This window comes from Streptomyces sp. NBC_01717, assembly GCF_036248255.1.
In the GTDB taxonomy this organism is placed as follows: Bacteria; Actinomycetota; Actinomycetes; order Streptomycetales; family Streptomycetaceae; genus Streptomyces.
On the sequence record NZ_CP109178.1, the window covers coordinates 255160 to 276322 of the forward strand.

Sequence of the window (21163 nt, forward strand, 5' to 3'; positions counted from 1 at the left end):
CCTCTCCCCTGGGTGGCCGAGAACGGCGCCTACGGGCAGGACGCACACCTTCGCCGCATGCCGGAGCAGTCCGTCTCGACTACGTGCTCGCAGCGCCTGATCCAGAAGGCGTACGCGAGACGCGTCAGGCGCCCGAGCCTTCACTTCTCCTCATGCGGGTACACGCATGGATGCCACAACCTCCACCAATGGCGCGAGCTCCGGGTTCCCCGCCGCCTCCTCGTAGGCCTCGCGCAACGCCGCATTGTTGGTCGGACGCGCCTCTTCGAGAAGTTCGAGGCCCGCCTTGGTGACGTTCGTGTAGATGCCGCGACGGTCGGTGGGACACAAATAGCGGGAGAGCAGACCACGGTCCTCGAGCCGGGTGACCAGCCGAGTGGTGGCACTGTGACTGAGGACGACCGCGTCGGCAACCTGCTTCATCTGCAGGTGACCGCCGTCACCGTCGTGCTGGCGGCTGAGTACGTCGAGCAGGGAGTACTCGCGCGCACTCAGGTTGTGCCCGGCCTGCAGCGCGCGCTCGATGCGGGCCTCGATCCGCCCATGCAACAGGGAAAGAGCGCACCATCCCTGGGCAAGGGCGGTGAGCGAGGGATCCGTTGCGGTCATCGTTGCCTACTCCTCCGTCACACTTCGCTACCGACCACCCTACGACATAATTGAAAAAAATAAGCGTGCGCATTTATTCCGCGAATGCAAGTAATTTTCGGAATGTTCACCGCACAGTGACACTCACCGGCGCCCCCGTCGCTCCGCCCCCGGCCTCACCGCGGCCCTCTGTCACACTCCAGACAATCAACTCAGCCGTCAGCAGCGACAAACAGCGTCACCCGTCCAGCCAAACGATCGATAACCACGCAGCTCATGGAAGCAGTCGTGCACACGCCCCCGGCCGTGGAAAGCCTCGCCCCCGAGCTCGCTCGGGTAGTAGATACGGTCAGCTGCGACCAACGGGTTGAAGACGAGATTGGCTATGCCGGTCTCGTCCTCCAGTGCGCCGGCCGCCCCGTTGGCGGTCGGCGGACGCTGCAGGTACGTGGCGAGTCCGCCGAGCCGTAAGCGGGTCTGGTCGGCCAGGCCGCGTACGGCTCCGGCGGTCACCCTTGCGCCGTTCCTGCTCTGGTCAAGATCCGTTTGCAGACGGACCAGAACGCCCTAGCGGACGAGAGCTTCGGATACGGCCCACAGCCGGGCGGCGTTGTCCCGGTCCAGGGCGTACGGTGCCACACCGGCGATGGCACCGGCTCGTTCGGTGACCGTCTGGGCCTGTGCGCAGTCCTCGAAGTAGCGGCCGGTGATGCCCTCAACGATCGGCGAGGCCGCCAGCAGGACCGAGGTCGCAGCACCCTGCTCGATGGTTTTCCCCGGAGGCAGCGCGAGTCCGGTCGTGTCCATGAAGCCGGCCAGTTGCTCCAGGTCCAGGTGCCGGGCCAGCGACGTGTCGGCGATGTTGCCCGGCATCAGCGCGTTGGCGGCGATGCCGTCGTCGGCCCACCGTTCGGCGGCCCCGACGGCGAACAGGACGTTGGCGGTCTTCGACTGCCCGTAGGAGGTCCAGGGGTCGTACGGGCGGAAACGGTAGTCCAGGTCGTCGAAGACGACTGGTGAGAAGAGGTGACCGATCGAGGCGACTGAGACGATCCGCGCGCCGTCAGCCGCCGCGAGTGCCGGGCGCAGGCCGACGGCGAGCGCGAAGTGCCCCAGGTGATTGACGGAGAACTGCATTTCCCGGCCGTCAGGCGTGCGGGTGAGTTGGGGCAGGGCCATCACGCCCGCGTTGTTGACCAGGATGTGCAACGGGCCCGTCCAGTCGGCCACGAACGTCTCGACCGTCGACCGGTCGGCCAGGTCGAGCCGCCCTACCGTCAGCTGTCCCGACTTGGGCGGCAGTTCAGCCTCCAGGCGCGCCGCCACATGGTTTCCCGCGTCGGTGTTCCGTACGGCCAGGGTGACGTCGGCGCCCGCGGCCGCGAGCGCCCGAGCCGTCTCCACCCCGATTCCGGAACTGGCTCCGGTCACCACGGCTCGACGGCCGTGCAAGTCCACGCCGTCGATCACTTCGGTGGCGGTAGTGGTTGCCCCGAACGTGTGGGGCGCATGGGGTACGGACATGTGGGGATCTCCTGACTTGAGGAACGTGAATTTCAACGCGTGCGGCTCACTCGCCGAGCATGTGCGCCAACCCCGGACGGGTGGGGTTGCACGGTCCGGGTGGGTCGGGCCGCACCCGGATCATGCATGTCCACTCGGGTCACCGGTGTGCGGCGAGCGGCCGAGAGGCGCCCAGGCGTAGGCGTCGCCCACCGATGTGACACGGCCGAACACACCGTCCGTGAAGTGCCCGGCGGCAAGCACGGTGTCCGGTCGTGCCAGCACACGGTCGCGCACGACTCGGGCTTGGTCCGGAGCGACATCGGAGGAGAACACCAAGGCGGGATCGCCGACCTGGGCCGGGGAGTGAAGGATGTCTCCCACGATGCACACCGATTCGGGGTTGGCCCCCGACGGGTCACGCACGACGATCGCCAGGTGCCCCGGGGTGTGTCCGGGCGTGGCCTCAACGGTCACACCGGGCGCGATGCTGTCACCGCTCTTGACGAACTCGACGATGCCGTCGAGTGGCTTGAGCACTGCCTCGGCGTCCGGTCCGCCCAGGGCCGCTGCGCTCGTCGACCAGTACTGCCACTCGTCCTCCGACATCAGGTGGCGTGCCCGGGGGAAGGTGAGGCCCGTGGGCGAGCCTGTCGCGGGAGCGTTCGGGAGCGGCGCGACATCGCTGGTCCAGCCGACATGATCGAGGTGCAGATGGGTGTACACGACCGTGTCGATGTCCTCAGCCGACAAGCCCTCGTCGGCGAGGTTCTGGAGAAGTGAACCGCCCTTGAGCTGAGCGACGCCGGGCACGTCCACGTCGATCTTCCCGACGGCCAGGTCCACGAGGACCCGGCGGTCACCCGCGCGAATGAGGAAGGAGCCGAACGAGAGCAGGAGTTGCCCGTCCTGGAGGTGGCCTGGGCGCGTCGTCCAGTCCACGCCAGGGAACAGGACGTCGGGGTTGTGTACGCCGAAGCCGTCGGGGAGGTAGGTGATCGTCGTGTCGCCGATGGTGATGCAGGACCGTTTGGCCGGCTGAGGCATGGCGGGGTCTTTCGAGGTTCAGGAACTGATGTTGTGTGTGGGACGGGGGTGTTCTGGCCCCCGGGGTCCGGCGGGTCTCAGCCGTCGAGCGTCCCCATCATTTCGGGTGCGTAGCGGTCGCCGCTGACGACGCCGTGCGGGGCGACCTCCTCGACGGCGGCGATGTCCTGGTCGGTGAGGGTCACCTCGGCCGCGGCGATGTTCTCCTCCAGGTAGCGGCGGCGCTTGGTACCGGGGATGGCCACTGCGCCCTGCCGCTGCACCCAGGCCAGGGCCAGCTGGGAGGGGGTGACGTGGTTGACGGAGGCGATACGGCGGACCTCGCGGACGACATCGAGGTTCCGGTCGAAGTTCTTGCCCTGGAAACGGGGATCGGTGCGGCGCCAGTCGTCCTCGGCGAAGTCGTCGGGGCTGGTGATGGCACCGGACAGGAACCCACGGCCCAGCGGGGAATAGGCGACCAGGCCGATCCCCAGCTCCCGCAGGGCATCGAGCACACCGTTGCGCTCGATGCCGCGCTCGAAGAGCGAGTACTCCGTCTGCACTGCGGTGAGTGGATGCACGGCATGGGCACGTCGGATCGTCTGCGCCGACGCCTCACACACGCCGATGTGCCGGACCTTGCCTTCGGCCACCAGCTCGGCCAGCGCGCCGACGGTCTCCTCGATCGGCACGTTCGGGTCGATGCGGTGCAGGTAGTACAGGTCGACGTGATCGGTGCCCAGGTTCCGCAGCGAACGCTCAAGGGCCCGGCGCACGTACTCCGGCCGGCCGTTCAGGCCGACCATCCGACCGTCGTCGGTGATCTCCACGCCGGTCTTGGTGGCGAGGACGGCCGCCTCCCGGCGTCCCGCAAGGGCCTTGCCGAGAAGCTGCTCGTTGACGAACGGGCCGTAGCTCTCCGCGGTATCCAGCAGGGTGACGCCGAGCTCCAGCGCGCGGTCGATGGTGGCCAGCGACTCGGTCTCGTCGGCGGCCCCGTAGAAGACGCTCATGCCCATGCAGCCCAGGCCCTGGACACTGGCGATCAGGCCCTGGCTGCCGAGTGCGCGGTGTTCCATGAAGTTCAGTTTCCTCTCTATAACTAACTGGATAGATACAAACTTAGCTTCTCTTTGACGGATGTCAATAACTGGATAGTTACTTGGTAGGGTGACCGGCATGCCACGCGACTCCACCGCCACCAAGGCCCGGCTGCTTGACGCCGCGTTCACCGAATTCGCCGCCTACGGCATCGCCGGCGCCCGGGTGGATCGGATCGCCGAGGCCGCGGCGGCGAACAAGCGGCTGATCTACGCCTACTTCGGCAACAAGGAGCAGTTGTTCGACGAGGTTCTGCGACGGGCGATGACGGCGGGGGCCGAGTCGGTACCGTTCGACGTCGATGACCTGCCCGGATACGCAGGCGCGATCTTCGACCACCTCGTCGCCCGGCCGGACCTCATGCGCCTGCGACTGTGGAAACTCCTGGAACGCCCGTCCGCCACCGGACTCGAACCGGACACTTTCCAGCACAAGACCGCCGAAGTGGCCCAGGCGCAACAGCGCGGCAGCCTCGCCCGGGACATGGGCCCCGAAGATCTGCTGACCATGGTCCTCGCCGCCGCCCAGGCGTGGTTCTGGGCCGCCGAAGGCGGCGACATGGACGGAGCCGGCCACCCCTGGTCGCCGGAGCGGCTGGCAGAGCATCGCGCGGCGGTCGTGGAGGCCGCCCGTCGGCTAGGCGAACCGAAGACGGCGCGCTCTTAACGGCCCCAGAAAGCGCGGTCAACCGGTTCCGGCACCCACCGGGGCGGTTTGCTCGGAGCCAAAACCGTGGCAGCTCAGGCCCTCGTGCGGGCGCGGACTTGCTGTGGGTCCGCCCACGGGCCGATGCGACACCTACCGACACTCCGGCAGAGCGAAGATCAACTCCTCATGGCAGGCGCCCAGCAACCGGGCGCAGATCTGTAGAACGTTTTCGCTCACGAGGCTGCGCTGTCCGCTCGGCGGAGAGACGGAGAACCGAACCCAGGCCGACAGCGGCCGTCACCATCAGGACGCAGGCGCACGTGACCAAGGCGGCGACTGGTCCCTTGAAGCGGGCCGGGGGGGCCCGCCCATGCCATCACCAGACCACAGGCCGCTGTGACGCCCTGTCGTCGGAGGCGACCGAAGCGCACTACCGAGAGCGCGACCAGCAGAACGCTCCCACTCCGTCCACCCACGATCAGTCCCGCGAAGGTCGCACGCCGTGCCGAGAGCGACAGAAGAGCGGAATCAGAAGTGACGTGATGGGGAGAAGGAATCCCGCGGCAGCCGCAGTGAGCATCAGCGTGGGACGCAGCACGGGGTGGCGCAGAGCGATTCTGATGCCATCGGCGATCTGCTCGAGGATGTTCTGCCGGGAAGACGGAGAGTCCACGCTGATGGCCGACCGGATGGCGATGAGGACCCACAGGACGAGTGCGCTTGTGCGGGCGTCTGGAGCGGGGGCGGGTTATGCGGATCCTGATTGCTGAGAAAGAACCGTTCCTCGCGCGGACCCTGGCCGCTGGGCTGCGCCAGCAGTCCCTGGCGGTGGACATGGCCACGGACGGGGCGCAGTCAGCGGCGCAGGGATTTTCCGCCTCCACTCGTATCAACAGCGCCTCACGGCGTAAGCCGGCGTCCTTCCAGAGTAGTTGGGTCGTTCCGGTGCATCCGATCGCTCGTGTCAGCGTTCGAGATTCCGCTCGAACCGGTGGTGCGCGTACTGCTCGGTGTTGAAAGCCTCGACCTCTACGAAACCCGCGGCCCATCCGCAGATGACCGGCGTGGAGTGCAGCGAGAGCGCGGCGATGCCCCCCGTAGGGCGACCCACTCTCCTGTGGGTCGCCCAATGCTTACCGACCGGCACGCAGGTACCGCCCCCAGTGAGGATCCACCACGCTCGAGGAGGTGCGGCTGCTGGAGAGAACTACTTCTGCAGGAAGGACTGCAGTATGGCCGTCACTTCCTGCGGCTTCTCCTCGGTCACCCAGTGACCCGAACCCTTCAGGACCCGGCCGTCGACGTTCACGGCATAGTCACGCCATTGGTCGGCGATCTTGCCACCGAACGATGCCTGTCCGCCGATCGCCAGGACGGGCATCTTCAGTTTGCCTGCGGCCAGGAACTTCTTGTTCTGCTGGACGTCTTCGCGGAGCTGGCGGTACATGCTCATCCAGGCCGTCGTACGGCCGGGCTGCTTCAGGTAGTGGGCGTAGAAGTCGTAGTCAGCCGGGCTGAACGCGGACTTGTTGGCCAGAAGCTCCCCGCTGAAGCCCTGAACAAAGGGACGCTCGTGACCGGCGATGAGCTGCTCGGCGAGAGGTAGCTGGAACAGGCCGAAGTGCCACATCGACGGGGTTTTCGGGTTGGCCTCCAGAGCCGGGAAGGTGTAGAGGCTGTCGTCCGGGATGGGAGCTTCCATCACGGCCATGCGGCGCACCTCCGACGGCCACTGCGCCGCGTAGGCGTAGCTGACCCACAGACCGACGTCGTGGCCGACGATCTGGACGCCGTTGTTCAGCTTCAGCTGCTTCAGCAGCTGATGCACGTCCGCAGCCATCTGCGCCTTCTCGTAACCGCTCTTGGTGACCTCGGAGTTGCCGGCGCCGCGCAGGTCGACGGCGATCACGGTGTGGGTCTTGGAGAGCGGGCCCATCTGATGCCGCCACTCGGCCCACGTCTGAGGGAACCCGTGGATCAGCACCACCGGTGAACCTTTGCCGCCTTGCAGTAGTTGGCCGGGTGTCGCTCGTATCGGTGGTTGAGTCTGCGGTAGCCGGTGAGCCAGGACATGGTCCGCTCGATGACCCATCGGCGGCGCCCTAATCGTTCACTGGATTCGGTGCCCTTGCAGGCAATCCGGACTCCGATGCGCTTGCCCCATAACCATTTCCGCAGGTGAGGGACGTCGTACGCCTTGTCCGCATGGAGACGTTGGTGCTTGGATTCGGCTGCAACGACCAAATGCCCTCGCCGCTTCGGATCGAACGCCCGGATGTCTTTGACCGCCTTCGCCGTAGGCGCTTGAGGCAATACCTCCCGCTCGAACGTCTGGGCGGGAAGGTCGGTACTGCCGGTGGGAAATCCCGTGGCCGTCGGCATCCGGCGACGACCCGTTCCCAGGGCGATGCGGAGGCAGCCAGGTGCGAGCGCCGGTCGCCGGGTCATCTGCCTGAGGGGGTGTCACCCCGCTGGTGCGCCCGGCGGGGAACCCGGCTTCTTATCGTCGGCTCCGCCCCGCGGAGCGCGGTCCTGTGACGTGACCGCCGAAAGCGGCACAGCGATCTGTTCCAGCGACTTCTGTTCTGCCGCCACCGCGAAGAAGACGGCCACCAGGCCCGCGATCACCATCAACGCCGCCCCCACACAGAACGCGAGAGCGGCGTCCCCGACGACTCCGCTCTGCGTCAGGCCCGCGAAAAGCAGAGGGCCGGAGATGCCACCGGCCGCCGTCCCGATCGCGTAGAAGAAAGCGATCGCCATGGCTCGTGTCTCCATCGGGAAGATCTCACTGACCGTGAGGTAGGCCGAACTCGCACCCGCCGACGCGAAGAAGAGTACGACGCACCAGCACAGCGTCATCGTGACGGCATCGAGCCGTCCGGCATCGAACAGCCAGGCAGTGAGGAACAGCAGAACTCCGGAAAGGATGTAGGTCCCCGCGATCATCGGCCGGCGGCCCCAGGTGTCAAAGAGACGGCCCAGGAACAGGGGGCCCAGAAAGTTGCAGAACGCGATGGCGGCAAAGAAGTAGCCGGTCGTTCCGGTGGAGACGTCGAAGAACGTGACCAGTATCGAGCCGAAGCCGAAAGTGATCGCGTTGTAGAGGAACGCCTGTCCGACGAAGAGCGCGAAACCGAGCGTCGCACGCTTGGGATAGTCACGGAAGACGGTCTTCCCGATCTCGATGAAACCGACGCTGCGTCGCTGTTCGACAGTGATCTCGCTCTCCGCCTCGGGAAGCGGGCGGCCCGACTCCTCCTCGATCTCCCTCTCCACCTCGTCGACGAGCTTCTCCGCTCCCTCGGCCTGTCCGTGGATGAACATCCACCTCGGGCTTTCCGGCACATGACGGCGTACCAGAAGAATGACCAGGCCCAGAACGACCCCGAGGGCGAAGGTCAACCGCCAGCCGACATCCTTGGGGAAGATACCGGTATCGAGTGCGAGGACCGACAGGAGAGCACCACCCATCGCACCCAGCCAGTAACTGCCATTGATGATCAGGTCGACGCGGCCCCGGAACCTGCTGGGGATCAGCTCGTCGATGGCGGAGTTGATGGCCGCGTACTCTCCACCGATACCGAACCCGGTCAGGAATCGGAAGAGGAAGAACCACCAGACGGAGAAGGACACGGCGGTGAGCGCGGTCGCCGCGAGGTAGACGGTGAGAGTGATCAGGAAGAGCTTCTTACGGCCATAACGGTCCGTGAGCCAGCCGAAGAAGAGAGCGCCGGAGCAGGCGCCCGCCACATAGAGCGCTGCCGCGACGCCCGTGACCTGAGCGCTGCTGATCGGCAGGCCACTGCCGGCCTCGGAGAGCCGGCCGGCGATGTTCCCGACGACCGTAACTTCCAGGCCGTCGAGGATCCAAACTGTGCCCAGGCCGATCACGATCATCCAGTGCCATCGCGACCACGGCAGGCGGTCCAGCCTCGCGGGCACCTGTGTCGTGACCCTTCCGGTGACTGCTTCCCCGCCTCGACTCATAGGACTCTGCCTCCTGACAGGGCAGCTTGCGTCGCCGCCCTTGGCACTGACGCCGGGTACCCCGGGTCCAAACGGATAAACAGCACCACGAAGCAACGCCGTCCCAGGGAGGCGCGCCGGTCAACCCGGCAAGGACCACACCCGACCAGGTCCTGTCATGAGCGACCTAGGGACTCTCGTTTGGAGAGTGCCGGGCTCGCGGGGTCTGGCACGCTCATCCGCCGCGTTGTCATCAGTCGCCGCCGCTCCGCGTGGGCTCCGTCCTCCGCTCTGCAGCTACACGCCTCACCACCCAATTGGCTCACGGACTCCGGACCGAAGACGCAATCGAACCGCTTGGGCGGAGCCGCCGATGTCGGCCCACGGCCCGATCGCCTCAGGGCCTGTCACCCGCCCGACCCGTCCCGGGGTGCGCCCACGTCCGACACGATTCCCCGTCCTCACCGGAACGCACTGTCCGTTGCCCATCACAAGGGCGCGCGGAAGCTCAAGAGGGCGCAGGTACGGGGGCCATGCTCTGCGGGGCCGTACACACCTCAAGATGCCACTGTGCCTGGACGTAACTAGCGTCGAAGCCGAGACGAGGATCTCCGGTCCCACTTCATGGCTTCGGACCAAGAACAGCCGGAGAACCGATGGACTACCCGCTCAAACGGTGTCGTACGGCCCTGATCGCCGCCTGCCTGGCCGTTGTGACTGCAGGGTGCGCCTCCACACCCACCGCCCCCACGGCCCCCGCTGCGCCTGCCGCGCCCGCGGTACCCAGCCGGCGGTCGGAGGCGCAGGCCGCCAAGGACCAGACAACCGCCCCACCACACGCCACCTTCGCCGCCCCGCATGGTCTGCCCGTCACCGTGAAGGAGATCGGACCCGCTGAGCAGCCGGTCGACCTGCAGGTCGCAACGCTGTTCAACCAGGCATCCGAGCAGGCGTTCGTCGAGTTCCCTGGCAAGTCCTTCTGTTCAAATCCTCTGACGGTTCTGGCTCCCTAGTCAGAGGTCGCGGCATCGCAGCCGAGCCTTCGCCTGGGTCGTCCCCTCTGTCAGGTTGTCGTTTTGGGGAACGGGACGATGTTGTCGGAGGTCGGTCCGTGTTCTGCTGGCCTGTCGCTTGCCTGGGTGAGGACGGCGTCGGCGAGGGTGAGCCTGGTGACCAGTTGGCGAAGCTCCTGAATCTCGGCTTTCTGGTTGGCGACGGTCTGCTTGAGCTTGGTGACGGTTCCCGGAGTCGCTTTTCGGATTCCGGGGTCTGCCGGGTTTCTGGGATCGTCGGGGATGCGCTGGCCGGACAACTTCTGCGCCTCAGCCTCAAGGAGCGCTCCCGGCAAGCTGACGTGGCAAGAGACGCTGGATGGCTTTGGCGTCATGACCGCCCTCCGCACATCGGACGGCGAGCAGGTCAGCTCCACCACGTCCATGGCCGCGAGGTCCAGTGCCCGCGCCGTGGCACAGAATTCTTCCGGCGCCGCCGCGCTCAACACCCGCATCGGTGACAGCTGTTGACCCGGAATCGTCGAAGCAGGCCAGCCGTTCCTCGTCTGAGTCAGCCGTGCTGGTGCTGGACGAGCGCGGGCGGTGTCCTGCTCATGTACCAACCCTCGACGCGGGGGCCGACGAGGTCGGACGGCCAGCCGGCCGTCTCGACGGCGGCATCGTAGACAGCGTCACCGAACGCCACAATGGCCTGGTGCGGGTCCGCTGTCTCCCTAAGCTTGGCCCACGGCAGACGAACCAGACCGGCGTCGGGGTGCCAGGCGGCGCCCTCAACACCCCAGGACCGGCCCCCGAGACCATCCGGCTGGGGCCAGATGTACGCGTACATGCCGACGTTCGGCGCCTCGGCATCCCCAAGTGAGAATCCCACAGACACGTACGCGTCGAGCTGGGCGTTCTGCATGAACGGCGGCTGGTGGGGCGGCGGCACGGTGGGCTGCGCCCGGTAACGCGTGGCGGACAGGTCGAAGCCGCCCCACATCACACCGACCCGGGGGTGGTGTCCCAGGAAGGGGGCCTGCCACGCCTCGAGCCCGTCGGCGGCGAGGTTAAACGCTGTCCAGATCAGTCGGGCCGCGTGGCCATCCCAGGTGCGTTCGACGTTATCGTCCTCGAAGCGCGGCGGGGCATCCGGAATCTCGCAGATCAACGAGCTGCGTGGTCGGTGTATGCCGAGCTCGTCTACCGCATCGCAGAAGGACGCATAGAACGTGGCGACTGATCCCTGGGACAAGGGCACCGTCCGCGAGCCACTGTCGGCCTCGATGACCACGCCACCGTCGAGCAAGTTGTAGTGCACCGTGAAGGTCACGCCTCGCTGCCGAAGGGTTGGCGTACTGAGCCCCCGGGGGGTGACATCGAGGACGATGTTTCCCCAACCGACTTCGAAGGGCTCGTCGAGGGTGTACTTGCCTGCGACCTGTACCACCCGGTTCACGTAGTCGACCATGGGCGCCAGGTCCTCATAGTCCAGCGTCGGCCACGCATTGAGACGTTCGCTCACGGAGAGCCTCCCAGCGTGTCGATGGGATCAGCGGGAGAGGACGTCCGGTGCCGCGCACGTTCCCCGTGCAGCGACGGGCGGGTCTCGGACACCGAACTGCGATCCAGTACCCAATTTTCACACGCAGGTCGGGGTCCTGCCCGCTCGGTGGCGCCAGGCGTCCGACGTGCTGGGCCAGCAGCCAGGATCGCCGCAGCGCGGGCCCAGAGAGGGTCCACGGCATGAAAGCGCCCCCAATCTGCGCCATAAGCGCAGATCGTGGGCATGATCACTGAACCTACCTCTTCTTGCCCTGGTTCTTCACGGGCTCGATGGCGGCTGCCGCCGCATGTGGGTCGAGGTACGTGCCGCCCGGCTTCAGGGGGCGGAAGTCGGCGTCCAGCTCGTAGGCGAGCGGAATGCCGGTCGGGATGTTCAGGCCCGTGATGTCGGCGGCGGAGATTTTCTCTGGCAAGTCCTTCTGTTCAAATCCTCTGACGGTTCTGGCTCCCTAGTCAGAGGTCGCGGCATCGCAGCCGAGCCTTCGCCTGGGTCGTCCCCTCTGTCAGGTTGTCGTTCTGGGGAACGGGACGATGTTGTCGGAGGTCGGTCCGTGTTCTGCTGGCCTGTCGCTTGCCTGGGTGAGGACGGCGCCGGCGAGGGTGAGCCTGGTGACCAGTTGGCACCGATTGGACGGCGGAAGACCAACGCATGGCTCGGGGGCGGCGCTTTGACGAGCACAGCTGTCCACCCACGAGGCAGGTTGCCTCCCCGCCGCCGCTGTCCGAAGCGGAGATCTGCGAAGCGGAGGCGGAGCTGGGCATCGCGTTCCCGGACAAGTACAGAGAGTACTTGCTCCGGCAGAGCGCCGGCGGCGCGGTGAACCGGCTGTGCCGATCCACGGCAGGCTGGGGCTGGCATGGGGACTCGAGCACCAACTACGACTTGCTCACCACTGACTTCTCGCATCCCGACTCCTACCGTGCTTACGAGGATGAGCTGGACGCGCGCGAGCCGGTGACACAGGACTGTCCGAACCACAGCGCCTACCAAGCGGCATGGGAGCAGTGGGACGCCGAGTACGGGGTGCTCCAGGAGCGCAAGACGTCCGGCGCCGTGTTCATCCAGGACAACGGCTGTGGCCTCTCGACCCTGCTCGTTGTCACCGGTCCACACCGGGGCTCACTGTGGTTCGACGGCCGGGCCACCTGCGACCAGAGCCTTCCTCTGAACCTGGGCGGTCAGCCCGTGTCGTTCATGGACTGGATCACTCGCAGATCCATGGATCTGGTCGGCTGGTGAACGCTGCCGGTCGGCACCGGGCGGAGCCGGCCCGGCAGCCCCGTCGCAGAATTCCTGACTGAACCACCGATGAGAACTCGGTCAGGCTAAGAGTTTTCCCGTAAACCCTGGTGGATCGGCGCGCGGCGTCAGATGCGGTGCATCGCAAGGCGGAGGGGAGTCCCCATACCGGGCGTATTCGGGCGACCCGACAACGCGGCGAGGTGCCGTAGCTGTCGTCGCGCGCCCGCCGGGGATTACGGGACAGCCCTTGATCGCGGGTCAGGTCGTCAGGCTTTACGGGCGAGCAGTTGAATCTCCTGGAACTGCCGTCGGTCGGTGGGCTGAGGCTCGCGAACCATCCGGGCTACCTCGGCCAACCCGGCCTTGCGCAGCACCGCGGCGAGGTGATCAGGCGACCACCGATAGGCCAGGGCGACTGTGTGATCGAAGACCTGCGTCAGGTGAGACGGATCATCGCTTCCCGAAAAGCCGACCAGCAGGTGGCCGCCAGGTGCCAGCACGCGGTGGAACTCCGCCAAGATGGCGGGGAGTTCTTGCGGCGGAGTGTGGATGATGGACCAACGTGAGAGTGCGCCGCCCAGTACGCCATCAGCGATGTTCAACTCGGCCATCGAGCCCACGTCGAACCGCAGGCCCGGATATGCCTGTCGAGCCAGCTTGATCATCGCAGGAGAGGCATCAACACCAAATGCCGTCAGCCCCAGCTCGTCCAGATAAGCGGTGATATAGCCAGGCCCACACCCCAGGTCCGCGACCTGACCGTCCCCACTCGCACTTACGAGCTCGGCGAAGGCACCCAAGATCGCACGGTCCAGGGGACTGTCACGCAGCGAGTCGCGGAACAGCTCGGCATAGGTGGGGGCAGCAGCGTCGTAAGCCTCGCGGGTAACGCTGAGGGCATCGTGTTCGACCATGCTCGCGACAGTAGTTCCTGGCCCCGAGGCGTGCGGAGAGAATCACGATCTACCCTCCCGCCCGTTCCCTCGAGCTGTCGCTGGTTCAGAGAAGCGTGTTCCCGCTGCTCTCCGCTTCGCCCCGAGCCGGGATCGTGCCCGAGCTCGATTTCACGCTCCACACCCATGACCTGGTGGAGATCTCGATCGACGACGTCGGCACCACATGCGCAACCCGGTGACGGACGACAGGACCGCACTGGATTGGCCGGCCGAGGCGATCGACCGTCCCCTGGTACGCCGGGCGCATCGGGCGTACGCCCACGGGGGGCAGCCATGACGACCATCCGTCCTGTCGACGGGACGGCCACGAAGCGCAGACACCCGCCGAGCACAGGTCGCCGTCCTCACGTCACAGAGGTGGCCGCCGGTTCCTCGCTGCTCGTCTCGTGCGACAGCACCGTCTCGCGGAACGAGGAGACAACCGGGCGCAGGTCGATGTGGTGCCAGACGGCCCACAGGTGAACGGACGCCTCGCGCCAGGGCAGTTCACGTACAACCACGGCATCCGTCACGCCTCGCACCATGCTCTTCTGCACCAGGGCCAGACCAAGGCCGGAGGCGACAAGGCCCAGTGCTGTCAGGGGCTCCGGAGCGTCGAGCCGGATGTCGGGGGTGAAGCCTGAGGCAACACACGAAGCGACGAATGCGTCCCGCCATCCGGGATCACCCTCTTCCTCGATGGCGATCCATGGCCGGCCGTCCAGGTCCTGAGCCGTGACCGCATCCTGTGCGGCCAGCGGATGGCCGGCTGGAAGGACGAGCAGCAAGGGGTCCTCCAGCAAGGGCGCTGCCCGCAGCACAGGATCGTCGCGGTCCGGTGGTTCCCGCACCAGGGCGATGTCAAGGCTGCGCTGACGCAGCCCTTCGAACTGCTCCGAGGCGGACATGTTGTACAGAGCGACGTGAATACCGGGACGCTCCTCCTGCAGGCGGCGCAACGCACCGGGAAGCACACCCGTGTGCATGGCATCAGGCGCGTAGCCGATGCACAGTCCGCCCTCTTCCCCACGGCCCAGTCGGCGGCCGAGGTTCTCCAGGCGGTCGGCGTGGCGCAGGAGCGCTCTGGCCTCGCTCAGGAACACCGCGCCGTCACGGGTCAGGCGGATGCGCTGCTGGGTGCGCTCGAACAGGGTGAGACCAAGCTTCTTCTCGAGCTGGGCGATCTGTCGGCTGAGCGGGGACTGCGAGATGTGGAGCTGTTCTGCGGCGCGGCCGACGTGTTCGGTCTCGGCCACGGCGATGAAATAGCGAAGTTGCCGCAGGTCAAGCATGTAAGACCTCAAGAGACTCAAGTGTGCCCAAGGAAGTCTTGGACAGTCTGATGTCCCCATCCTAATGTCGAAGAGGAAAGAACGACGGACCGGCTGAAGGGCCGGAAATCCGGTTTCCCCTCTGTGCAAGGACCTGCCATGACCATCACATCTCTCCTTCCCGGCCGTATCGGTTTCGGGACTGCGCCCTTGGGCAACATGTTCCGCGCCATCCCGGACGAGGAGGCCGCCGCGACTGTCCAGGCCGCGTGGGACCAGGGCATCCGCTACTTCGACACGGCCCCGTTCTACGGTGCGGGTCTGTCCGAGGAACGTCTCGGTGCTGCTCTCGCCGGAAAGGACCGGGACCAGTACGTCCTGTCCACGAAGGTGGGCCGCGTGATCCTGGACGAGCGCGAGACGGGTTCTCGTGACCTTGGCGAGAAGGGCGGCCTGTTCGAGCACGGGAACCCCAACAAGATCGTGCACGAGTGGACCGCCGAGGCAACCGAGCGTTCGATCGAGGACAGCCTGAAGCGGCTGGACGTGGACCGCCTCGACATCGTCTGGGTGCACGACATCGCCCAGGACTTCCACGGCGACCTGTGGCTGCAGAAGTTCGAGGAGGCCCGCACCGGCGCCTTCCGCGTGCTGTCCCGGCTGCGGGATGAGGGCGTCATCAAGGCGTGGGGGCTGGGCGTCAACCGCACCGAGCCCGTCGAGCTGGCCCTTGCCCTGGATGAACCACAGCCCGACGGGTTCCTCCTCGCGGGTCGCTACTCACTGCTGGACCACGACCACGCCCTCCAGCGGCTGCTGCCCATGGCCGCCGAGCACGGCGTCGACATGGTCGTCGGCGGCCCCTACAGCTCCGGCGTCCTGGCCGGCGGCACCCACTTCGAGTACCAGGAAGCATCCCCGGAGATCATCGAAAAGGTCCGGCGTATCAAGGACATCGCCGACCGGCACGGTGTGAGCATCAAGGCCGCAGCCCTGCAGTTCTCCCTGGCCCACCCGGTCACCGCCGCCGTCGTCCCCGGCGCCACCAAGCCCAGCCGAATCGCCGAGGACCTCTCCGCCCTGCACGAGAACGTTCCGGCCGACTTCTGGGCCGAACTCCGCAAGGCCAACCTGGTCAGCCCCCAGGCGCCGCTCCCGGGCAATGCCTGAGTTGTCACGCGACCACCGTTACCGAAGATCAAACGATTCTTGGAGAAAGATCATGGCATCGACATCAGTGAGCCGGGTCGTACCGACCTCCCCTGAGCGCGTGTGGCAGCTGATCGGGGGCTTCGATTCCCTGCCCGACTGGCTCCCCTACATCGCCGAGAGCACTGCTCTGGAGGGCGGCCGCGTCCGCCGGCTCGCCAACCCGGACGGAGAGGTCATCGTCGAGCGCCTCGTGGATTTCAACGAAACGGAACGTCACTACAGCTACGCCATCCTCGAAGCGCCCTTCCCCGTCGTCGGCTACATCTCCACCCTGCGCGTGCATGAAGTGCCCGGTCAGAAAGACGTAGCCGAGGTCCAGTGGTCCGGACGGTTCACCCCCCAAGGGGCAAGCGAGGACGAGGTGGTCGCCCTGTTCACCGGGATCTACCGCGACGGCCTCGACGCCCTCGACAAAACACTCAGCTGAAACCGCAACCCCTGGGTCCCTCGAGGCCCAGGGGTTGCGGCCATGCCTTACCCCGTCGGCACCGCGTGCTCACTGCAGCAGGGAAGAGACCTGACCGGAGTGAAACCGTTCCTAGCCAGTGCACATAAGTGAGTCCTGGACCCACTGGTGCGTGCTGGGTGCATCCCGAACGGTGTTGGATGCACTGGTCCCCCGCTTTCGCTTCCCGCTCGGCGGCGGCCCTCCGGGGGGCCGGTCCGTGGTGGGTGGGCGGGTTCCCTCACGTCCCCGGTCGCCTGGTTCGGCCTGGGCGGTCCGATGCCCCGCACGATCACTCTGGTCGTGTGGGGACGGTGCCGTCCGACGCCGGACCGGGTGTCCAAGGGCGCGTCTCCCGATCGCGATACCGGCGGCATCGTGACGGGACATCTTTCGGCGCGGGGTGGCCAGTGGTTTCTGCCAGTGCTGAGCACCCCACAGGCTGGTGTAGGCCGGGTCGACCGCGACAATGCTCAGGCCGTGCTCGGCGGCCATGGAGACCAGCCGGGCCTTGAGCTTGGCGGTGGGGATGCCGGAGATGAGCTGCCGGAACCCCTTGCGGCCCCCGTGCTTCTCGCGCGTCTTCTCGGCGGTGAAATCGAGGTCCTCGATGCCGATCACGGCGACACCGACCCGCACCGCCCAGTTGATCAACCGGGTCAAGGCATGCCGGATCTGTGCATCTCGGTGACCGGCCGAACCGGACAGGTCGTAGAAGAACCGCCGGGGCCCTCCGATGGGGTTGCCGTGCCGGTCGAGCCGGTAGGCGGCGAAGTGGTCCGCGTTGGTGTCGACGCCGATCATCCCCCGGGCGCGGGCGGTCTCCAACGGGATCGTCTTCACGGCGGGGCGTTGCCACGAGGCCGTGCGGTAGGCGACGGCCCGGTTCGCTTCGATGCGGTCGGCCCACTCCGCACCCCGATGCGCGAACCCGATACGCGCGGTGAGGGTGTACCGGCCGTGCCGGGTGTTGGCCAGGTGCGCGAGCGGAACGGGCAGCCTGATGGACACTTCGCCGTCCGGGGCGACGCGGATCGTCTCGTTCCCGAACCGCTTCCCCGACTCACCATCAGCAGCGATGAACCAGCGCTCCGCCTCCCACCGTTGTCGCCACTCGTCTTCGGTGAGACGAGCCTCGGTGAGATGGTGGCGGGTATTCAGGAGACGCTTACCGCCCCGCACCACCCGCACCCGTCCGGCCTGCCAGTCGGCTACAGCAGCGGTGTGCCGCGCCTCGAGTGCCGCGAGGCGGCGGGACTTGCGGAACCACTCGCTCTTCGACCGGTAGCCGCCCGTCGCGCGCTTCGTCCCGGACGCCCCGAGCGGGAGGGACAGCCGGTGCCGCAACGTCCTGATCCCAGCAGCCAGGTTCCGGATCTGCGCAGCCTGGCAGCGGCGCGCCAGCGCCCACTGATCGTGGGCGGCCTTCGTGATGGCCCCCGCGATCCGCGACGACGGCACCCCGGTCAGCTCCCGCTTACGCGCTGCCCAGGTGTCCGCACTGTGCTCCAGACCGTCCGCACAGCGGGCCTTGAGATCACGGGAAGCAAGCGTGCCCTGATGCGCACCGACCGCACGCAGCACCCCCTCGTCCTGCGGCGTGAGGTGCTTGAGACGGTCCCGGACCGCCACCCCGCAAGGCCCGGACACCACGAAGGACGTCGCCAGCTTACGCAAACCACCCACCACATCACCCCCGCCCTCCATGCAGCACCCCTGCCACCCAGCCAAACGAGCCGCAACCGCCAAGGTCACCCATTCGATCCCAGAACCCCCGTTCCCACCCCCACAAACCCACCCACAGGACTCGCTCCCGCTCGCTACAACTCACTCTTCAATGCAGCAAACCGAAAGCAGCTCGTAACCCCTGCATGAAGCGCTCGGAGGCAGCAACCGGGTCAACCCCGCGCTCTCGCCGTCAGATGCGGCTGGGTCTGATCCGGCACGCATGATCGACGTCAATGTCCGTGGACTTCTGCATGGAATCTCCGCGGCACTGCCGCTCATGCAGACCCAGCGCCACGGCCAGTTCGTCAATGTTGCCTCCATCGGCGCCCACGCCGTCTCCCCGACGGCGGCCGTCTACTGCGCCACGAAGTATGCCGAACTGGCAGATTCCATCTCCGGCCCGGTGGGCCGTGAGGAGATGCGCACCTACCGCCAGGTGTCCATCCCCGCCTCCGCGGTCGCTGAAGCCATCGCCTACGCGATCGGCCAACCGTCGGAGGTCGACGTCAGCGAGATCATCGTGAGGCCGACCGCAAGCGCAGCCTGACCCCACCCGGTGGTCAACCCTTCCGGTGCCGGCGCCCTGCACCCCGGCACCGGCCTCAGAAGTCACCACTACCTGAACCTTCTCCAGCTTCGAGACAGTGCGGGCAGACGGGACCCCAACCCATGATGAGATCGAAAGGCCCTGGCGACAGTAGCGCTGGTATTGAACCGGCCCTCCGGCGGGGTGCAGCATCGCTCCGCAACAGGGCGGAGAGCTGCGCGGTTGTAGGCGTCATTGGTTGTTATCGGTCATCGTCGGTCCCCCTCGGACGGCCCACAGACGGCCCAGAAGAAAGCCAAGCGCGCCAAGAGGGCCCAGGTCGTAGGCAAGTAGAACTCGAAGGCTCCGCCGCTCCCACAGGCAATCCCGGCGGCCCCGCTGAGTGACGTGCTATGCCGGGGCAAGAGGAAACCCCAGGTCGGCGACGATCTACCTGGGGTCTCTGGCGCCGCCTTCGGGATCCGAACCCGAGACCTACGATTGCAAGTTGTCGGATCTTGTTCCGCGGCCGTCCGGAGACGTCCACCAGACACGCGTTTCCGCAGCTCCCAGCGAGGTGGACAGACCCGCACTATCCCGGACACCTGCGGATCGAACCTCGAATGAGACTGCAACTGAGACTGGCTCCAACGGCCCCCCGGGCGCCTGATCTCAGCCAGACACACCTTCCGTCTGGCCAAAGACCGCTCCGGCTGCGGCCTTGCCACCGGTCCACAGGATTTGACAATTGTGCTGGTGGGCGCGGACCGTCTCGAACCGCCGACATCTGCTTTGTAAGGGCGGCGCCGATCACAGGACGGTCTTGGCTGGTCAGCAGCCGTACAACAGCGCCCAGCCTGTCAGTGGGTCTCTGCACCGCCTCGCACCCCGATTGACCGTGACTGACCGCTCGATCTGGCACGGATCTGGCACGCGCCCCCGGCTAATGGGGCGCCTGCGGCGAGCTGCGGGCACTCATTGCGCAGCTGCTGCGCTGCCTCCGGGCGGTGGTGTGAAGTAGGACGCTGAAGGGACAGCCGGCCCGGCTGCCAGCGCCTGCTCGTACATTTCGTCCATCAGATCGATGAAGCGTAAGCCTCTGCGGTCGCCTTCGGCCGTGGCGTACTGTCGCCACGTAGCGGCGCACACAGCCCAATGGTCCCGAGCGGCTTCGCCCTGAAAGTGGATTTCGAGCTGCACCCGGGCGGCTGGCTCATTCGCTCGCCGCAGGCGGTAGTCAGCGCTCCAGTTGCTCACGATTAGGTTTGTGTACAGCACCTTGCGCGCCTGATCCTCGGACCGCACCCCGCTCATCGGCTCCCAGCAGGCCTGCAGCTCCGGATGCTCCAAAGCAACCAGTAGGCGCTGCCGATGCGAGGCGCGTTGCGCCTCTTGGTTGGTGATACTCGTCTGTCGTGCTTGGTACGCGATTGAGGCGACGACTCCAAGCAATGCGGCTGCCGAGAAGAAGACAGAGGCTGCGCCGTAGGTCTGGCTCACAGCGCTCAGCTCATCCCAGTCCTTCCCGGCCGGAGCTGCTCGCTCCAACAGAAACGGCGTCGAAAGGATCGCCATCAGCGCGACGAGTCCTGCTCCAAACCAGAAGGCCCACCTGCGTTGTTGGGGCTGCATTGCCCCCATAGTCCCCCCGGGTCAGCACTACGGCCTCCATCATCGACAACAGCAGTGCGAGCGGCAAGACCGCAGCTCCGACGCTGGCCGACCTGACCGGCTCGTACAGCGCGGCGCAGCGGGACAGACGTTCAAGCAATTCATGAGAGATGAGGGCTTGCCTCAGCCGTGGTCGGTGCGTCTCAGAACGCTGGCATCTGCTTTGTAAGTTCAGCCGGGGCGCCTTGAACTCCGGCCGTCTCCCGGAGAGGACCGCCGCCGGAGACCGCCAACGCTGCCACTGTCCAACGCCGTTGATGTCAGCTTTGGATGTCAGGTGCCCTTCGGCCGGGCAGCAATCACTCCCAACGCGAAGATGGCAAGAATGGGTACGAAGCTCACCACGTCACAGATCATCACGACTGGGAACGGGGCCCCAAGGAGCCTCGGCAATTTCCTCCCGATCGCGACTACTCCAAGTGCAAAGATCAACAAGGTAGAGATTCGGTAGCGCAACCGATCAATACCTGGCTGCGTCCGAGCCTTCTCCATCAGACGGGCACACACGCTCGCGCCGACCAAGATGAACCCAAAACCGACGATCCCCCAAGACAGCCAGTCCACGGCGTCCTTCACGGCGTCCCCCTCGACCTCTCGTGTCCGCCCTCGGGGGGGTATCCACGCGCTTGTGGTGCTCTTGCACCTTAAGGACCAACGACAGTTGCTGATAGTTGCTGTGGTTGCGGTACTTCTCTGCTGTACTGCTGGCCGAGGGGATGAACCGATGCGGGGTGGT

The 21163-nt window shown here is 66.4% G+C and carries 20 protein-coding genes and 3 pseudogenes; 6 read left to right on the top strand and 17 right to left on the bottom strand.

Annotation, left to right across the window (positions count from 1 at the left end; genetic code table 11):
* Positions 1 to 150: 150 nt before the first annotated feature.
* From OHB49_RS01165 to OHB49_RS01185, 5 genes are all read right to left on the bottom strand, one after another.
* Complete coding sequence (locus OHB49_RS01165) at positions 151 to 609, bottom strand: MarR family winged helix-turn-helix transcriptional regulator (protein WP_329157128.1); 459 nt, start codon at positions 607 to 609, stop codon at positions 151 to 153.
* Between the two features lie 198 nt (positions 610 to 807).
* On the bottom strand, positions 808 to 1101 hold the full coding sequence (locus OHB49_RS01170; RefSeq protein WP_329157130.1) for a hypothetical protein: 294 nt from the start codon (positions 1099 to 1101) through the stop codon (positions 808 to 810).
* A 54-nt stretch (positions 1102 to 1155) separates the two neighbouring features.
* Positions 1156 to 2112: an SDR family NAD(P)-dependent oxidoreductase gene (locus OHB49_RS01175; RefSeq protein WP_329157132.1), complete on the bottom strand. Its 957-nt coding sequence runs from the start codon at positions 2110 to 2112 to the stop codon at positions 1156 to 1158.
* Positions 2113 to 2232: 120 nt separating this feature from the next.
* Positions 2233 to 3138, bottom strand: coding sequence for an MBL fold metallo-hydrolase (locus tag OHB49_RS01180; protein WP_329157133.1), 906 nt, complete (start codon positions 3136 to 3138; stop codon positions 2233 to 2235).
* A 77-nt stretch (positions 3139 to 3215) separates the two neighbouring features.
* Complete coding sequence (locus OHB49_RS01185; RefSeq protein WP_329157134.1) at positions 3216 to 4199, bottom strand: aldo/keto reductase; 984 nt, start codon at positions 4197 to 4199, stop codon at positions 3216 to 3218.
* 100 nt (positions 4200 to 4299) lie between these two features.
* Between OHB49_RS01185 and OHB49_RS01190 the strand changes: the two genes are divergently transcribed.
* The gene (locus tag OHB49_RS01190; RefSeq protein ID WP_329157137.1) at positions 4300 to 4887 is read left to right on the top strand and encodes a TetR/AcrR family transcriptional regulator; all 588 of its coding nucleotides are present in this window, start codon (positions 4300 to 4302) and stop codon (positions 4885 to 4887) included.
* A gap of 946 nt (positions 4888 to 5833) precedes the next feature.
* On the opposite strand, the gene OHB49_RS01195 is transcribed toward OHB49_RS01190, so the two are convergent.
* From OHB49_RS01195 to OHB49_RS01210, 4 genes and pseudogenes are all read right to left on the bottom strand, one after another.
* Complete coding sequence (locus OHB49_RS01195) at positions 5834 to 5980, bottom strand: hypothetical protein (protein WP_329157138.1); 147 nt, start codon at positions 5978 to 5980, stop codon at positions 5834 to 5836.
* Positions 5981 to 6076: 96 nt separating this feature from the next.
* Positions 6077 to 6856, bottom strand: a complete 780-nt coding sequence (locus OHB49_RS01200; RefSeq protein ID WP_329157140.1) for an alpha/beta fold hydrolase — start codon at positions 6854 to 6856, stop codon at positions 6077 to 6079.
* Between the two features lie 23 nt (positions 6857 to 6879).
* Positions 6880 to 7317 (bottom strand): annotated as a pseudogene (locus OHB49_RS01205) (transposase); the annotation flags it as partial.
* A 15-nt stretch (positions 7318 to 7332) separates the two neighbouring features.
* Positions 7333 to 8859, bottom strand: a complete 1527-nt coding sequence (locus OHB49_RS01210; RefSeq protein WP_329157142.1) for an MFS transporter — start codon at positions 8857 to 8859, stop codon at positions 7333 to 7335.
* A 635-nt stretch (positions 8860 to 9494) separates the two neighbouring features.
* Between OHB49_RS01210 and OHB49_RS01215 the strand changes: the two genes are divergently transcribed.
* Entirely contained in the window at positions 9495 to 9851 is a 357-nt protein-coding gene (locus tag OHB49_RS01215) for a hypothetical protein (RefSeq protein WP_329157143.1), read from the top strand.
* A gap of 50 nt (positions 9852 to 9901) precedes the next feature.
* On the opposite strand, the gene OHB49_RS01220 is transcribed toward OHB49_RS01215, so the two are convergent.
* The 3 genes and pseudogenes from OHB49_RS01220 to OHB49_RS01230 form a co-directional block, all read right to left on the bottom strand.
* On the bottom strand, positions 9902 to 10345 hold the full coding sequence (locus OHB49_RS01220) for a hypothetical protein (RefSeq protein ID WP_329157145.1): 444 nt from the start codon (positions 10343 to 10345) through the stop codon (positions 9902 to 9904).
* A gap of 56 nt (positions 10346 to 10401) precedes the next feature.
* Positions 10402 to 11355, bottom strand: a complete 954-nt coding sequence (locus OHB49_RS01225; protein ID WP_329157146.1) for a DUF5996 family protein — start codon at positions 11353 to 11355, stop codon at positions 10402 to 10404.
* A 277-nt stretch (positions 11356 to 11632) separates the two neighbouring features.
* Positions 11633 to 11803 (bottom strand): annotated as a pseudogene (locus OHB49_RS01230) (phosphoglyceromutase); the annotation flags it as partial.
* A gap of 242 nt (positions 11804 to 12045) precedes the next feature.
* Between OHB49_RS01230 and OHB49_RS01235 the strand changes: the two are divergent.
* Entirely contained in the window at positions 12046 to 12636 is a 591-nt protein-coding gene (locus OHB49_RS01235; protein WP_329157147.1) for an SMI1/KNR4 family protein, read from the top strand.
* A 269-nt stretch (positions 12637 to 12905) separates the two neighbouring features.
* On the opposite strand, the gene OHB49_RS01240 is transcribed toward OHB49_RS01235, so the two are convergent.
* Complete coding sequence (locus OHB49_RS01240; RefSeq protein ID WP_329157148.1) at positions 12906 to 13553, bottom strand: class I SAM-dependent methyltransferase; 648 nt, start codon at positions 13551 to 13553, stop codon at positions 12906 to 12908.
* Positions 13554 to 13939: 386 nt separating this feature from the next.
* Complete coding sequence (locus tag OHB49_RS01245) at positions 13940 to 14866, bottom strand: LysR substrate-binding domain-containing protein (protein WP_329157149.1); 927 nt, start codon at positions 14864 to 14866, stop codon at positions 13940 to 13942.
* A gap of 138 nt (positions 14867 to 15004) precedes the next feature.
* Between OHB49_RS01245 and OHB49_RS01250 the strand changes: the two genes are divergently transcribed.
* Both OHB49_RS01250 and OHB49_RS01255 read left to right on the top strand, forming a co-directional pair.
* Complete coding sequence (locus OHB49_RS01250) at positions 15005 to 16015, top strand: aldo/keto reductase (protein ID WP_329157150.1); 1011 nt, start codon at positions 15005 to 15007, stop codon at positions 16013 to 16015.
* Positions 16016 to 16067: 52 nt separating this feature from the next.
* Positions 16068 to 16484, top strand: a complete 417-nt coding sequence (locus tag OHB49_RS01255) for an SRPBCC family protein (RefSeq protein WP_329157152.1) — start codon at positions 16068 to 16070, stop codon at positions 16482 to 16484.
* Positions 16485 to 16595: 111 nt separating this feature from the next.
* Here the strand turns inward: OHB49_RS01255 and OHB49_RS01260 are convergent, their stop codons facing one another.
* Positions 16596 to 18188 carry a transposase gene (locus OHB49_RS01260; protein ID WP_329157154.1) on the bottom strand — a complete coding sequence of 531 codons (1593 nt, stop codon included), beginning with the start codon at positions 18186 to 18188 and terminating at the stop codon, positions 16596 to 16598.
* Positions 18189 to 18411: 223 nt separating this feature from the next.
* On the opposite strand from OHB49_RS01260, the pseudogene OHB49_RS01265 reads away from it, so the two are divergent.
* Positions 18412 to 18777 (top strand): annotated as a pseudogene (locus OHB49_RS01265) (SDR family oxidoreductase); the annotation flags it as partial.
* Between the two features lie 954 nt (positions 18778 to 19731).
* Here OHB49_RS01265 and OHB49_RS01270 read toward each other — a convergent pair.
* Positions 19732 to 20388: a DUF6082 family protein gene (locus tag OHB49_RS01270; protein ID WP_329157156.1), complete on the bottom strand. Its 657-nt coding sequence runs from the start codon at positions 20386 to 20388 to the stop codon at positions 19732 to 19734.
* A 312-nt stretch (positions 20389 to 20700) separates the two neighbouring features.
* Positions 20701 to 21003 carry a hypothetical protein gene (locus tag OHB49_RS01275; RefSeq protein ID WP_329157157.1) on the bottom strand — a complete coding sequence of 101 codons (303 nt, stop codon included), beginning with the start codon at positions 21001 to 21003 and terminating at the stop codon, positions 20701 to 20703.
* Positions 21004 to 21163 lie beyond the last annotated feature (160 nt).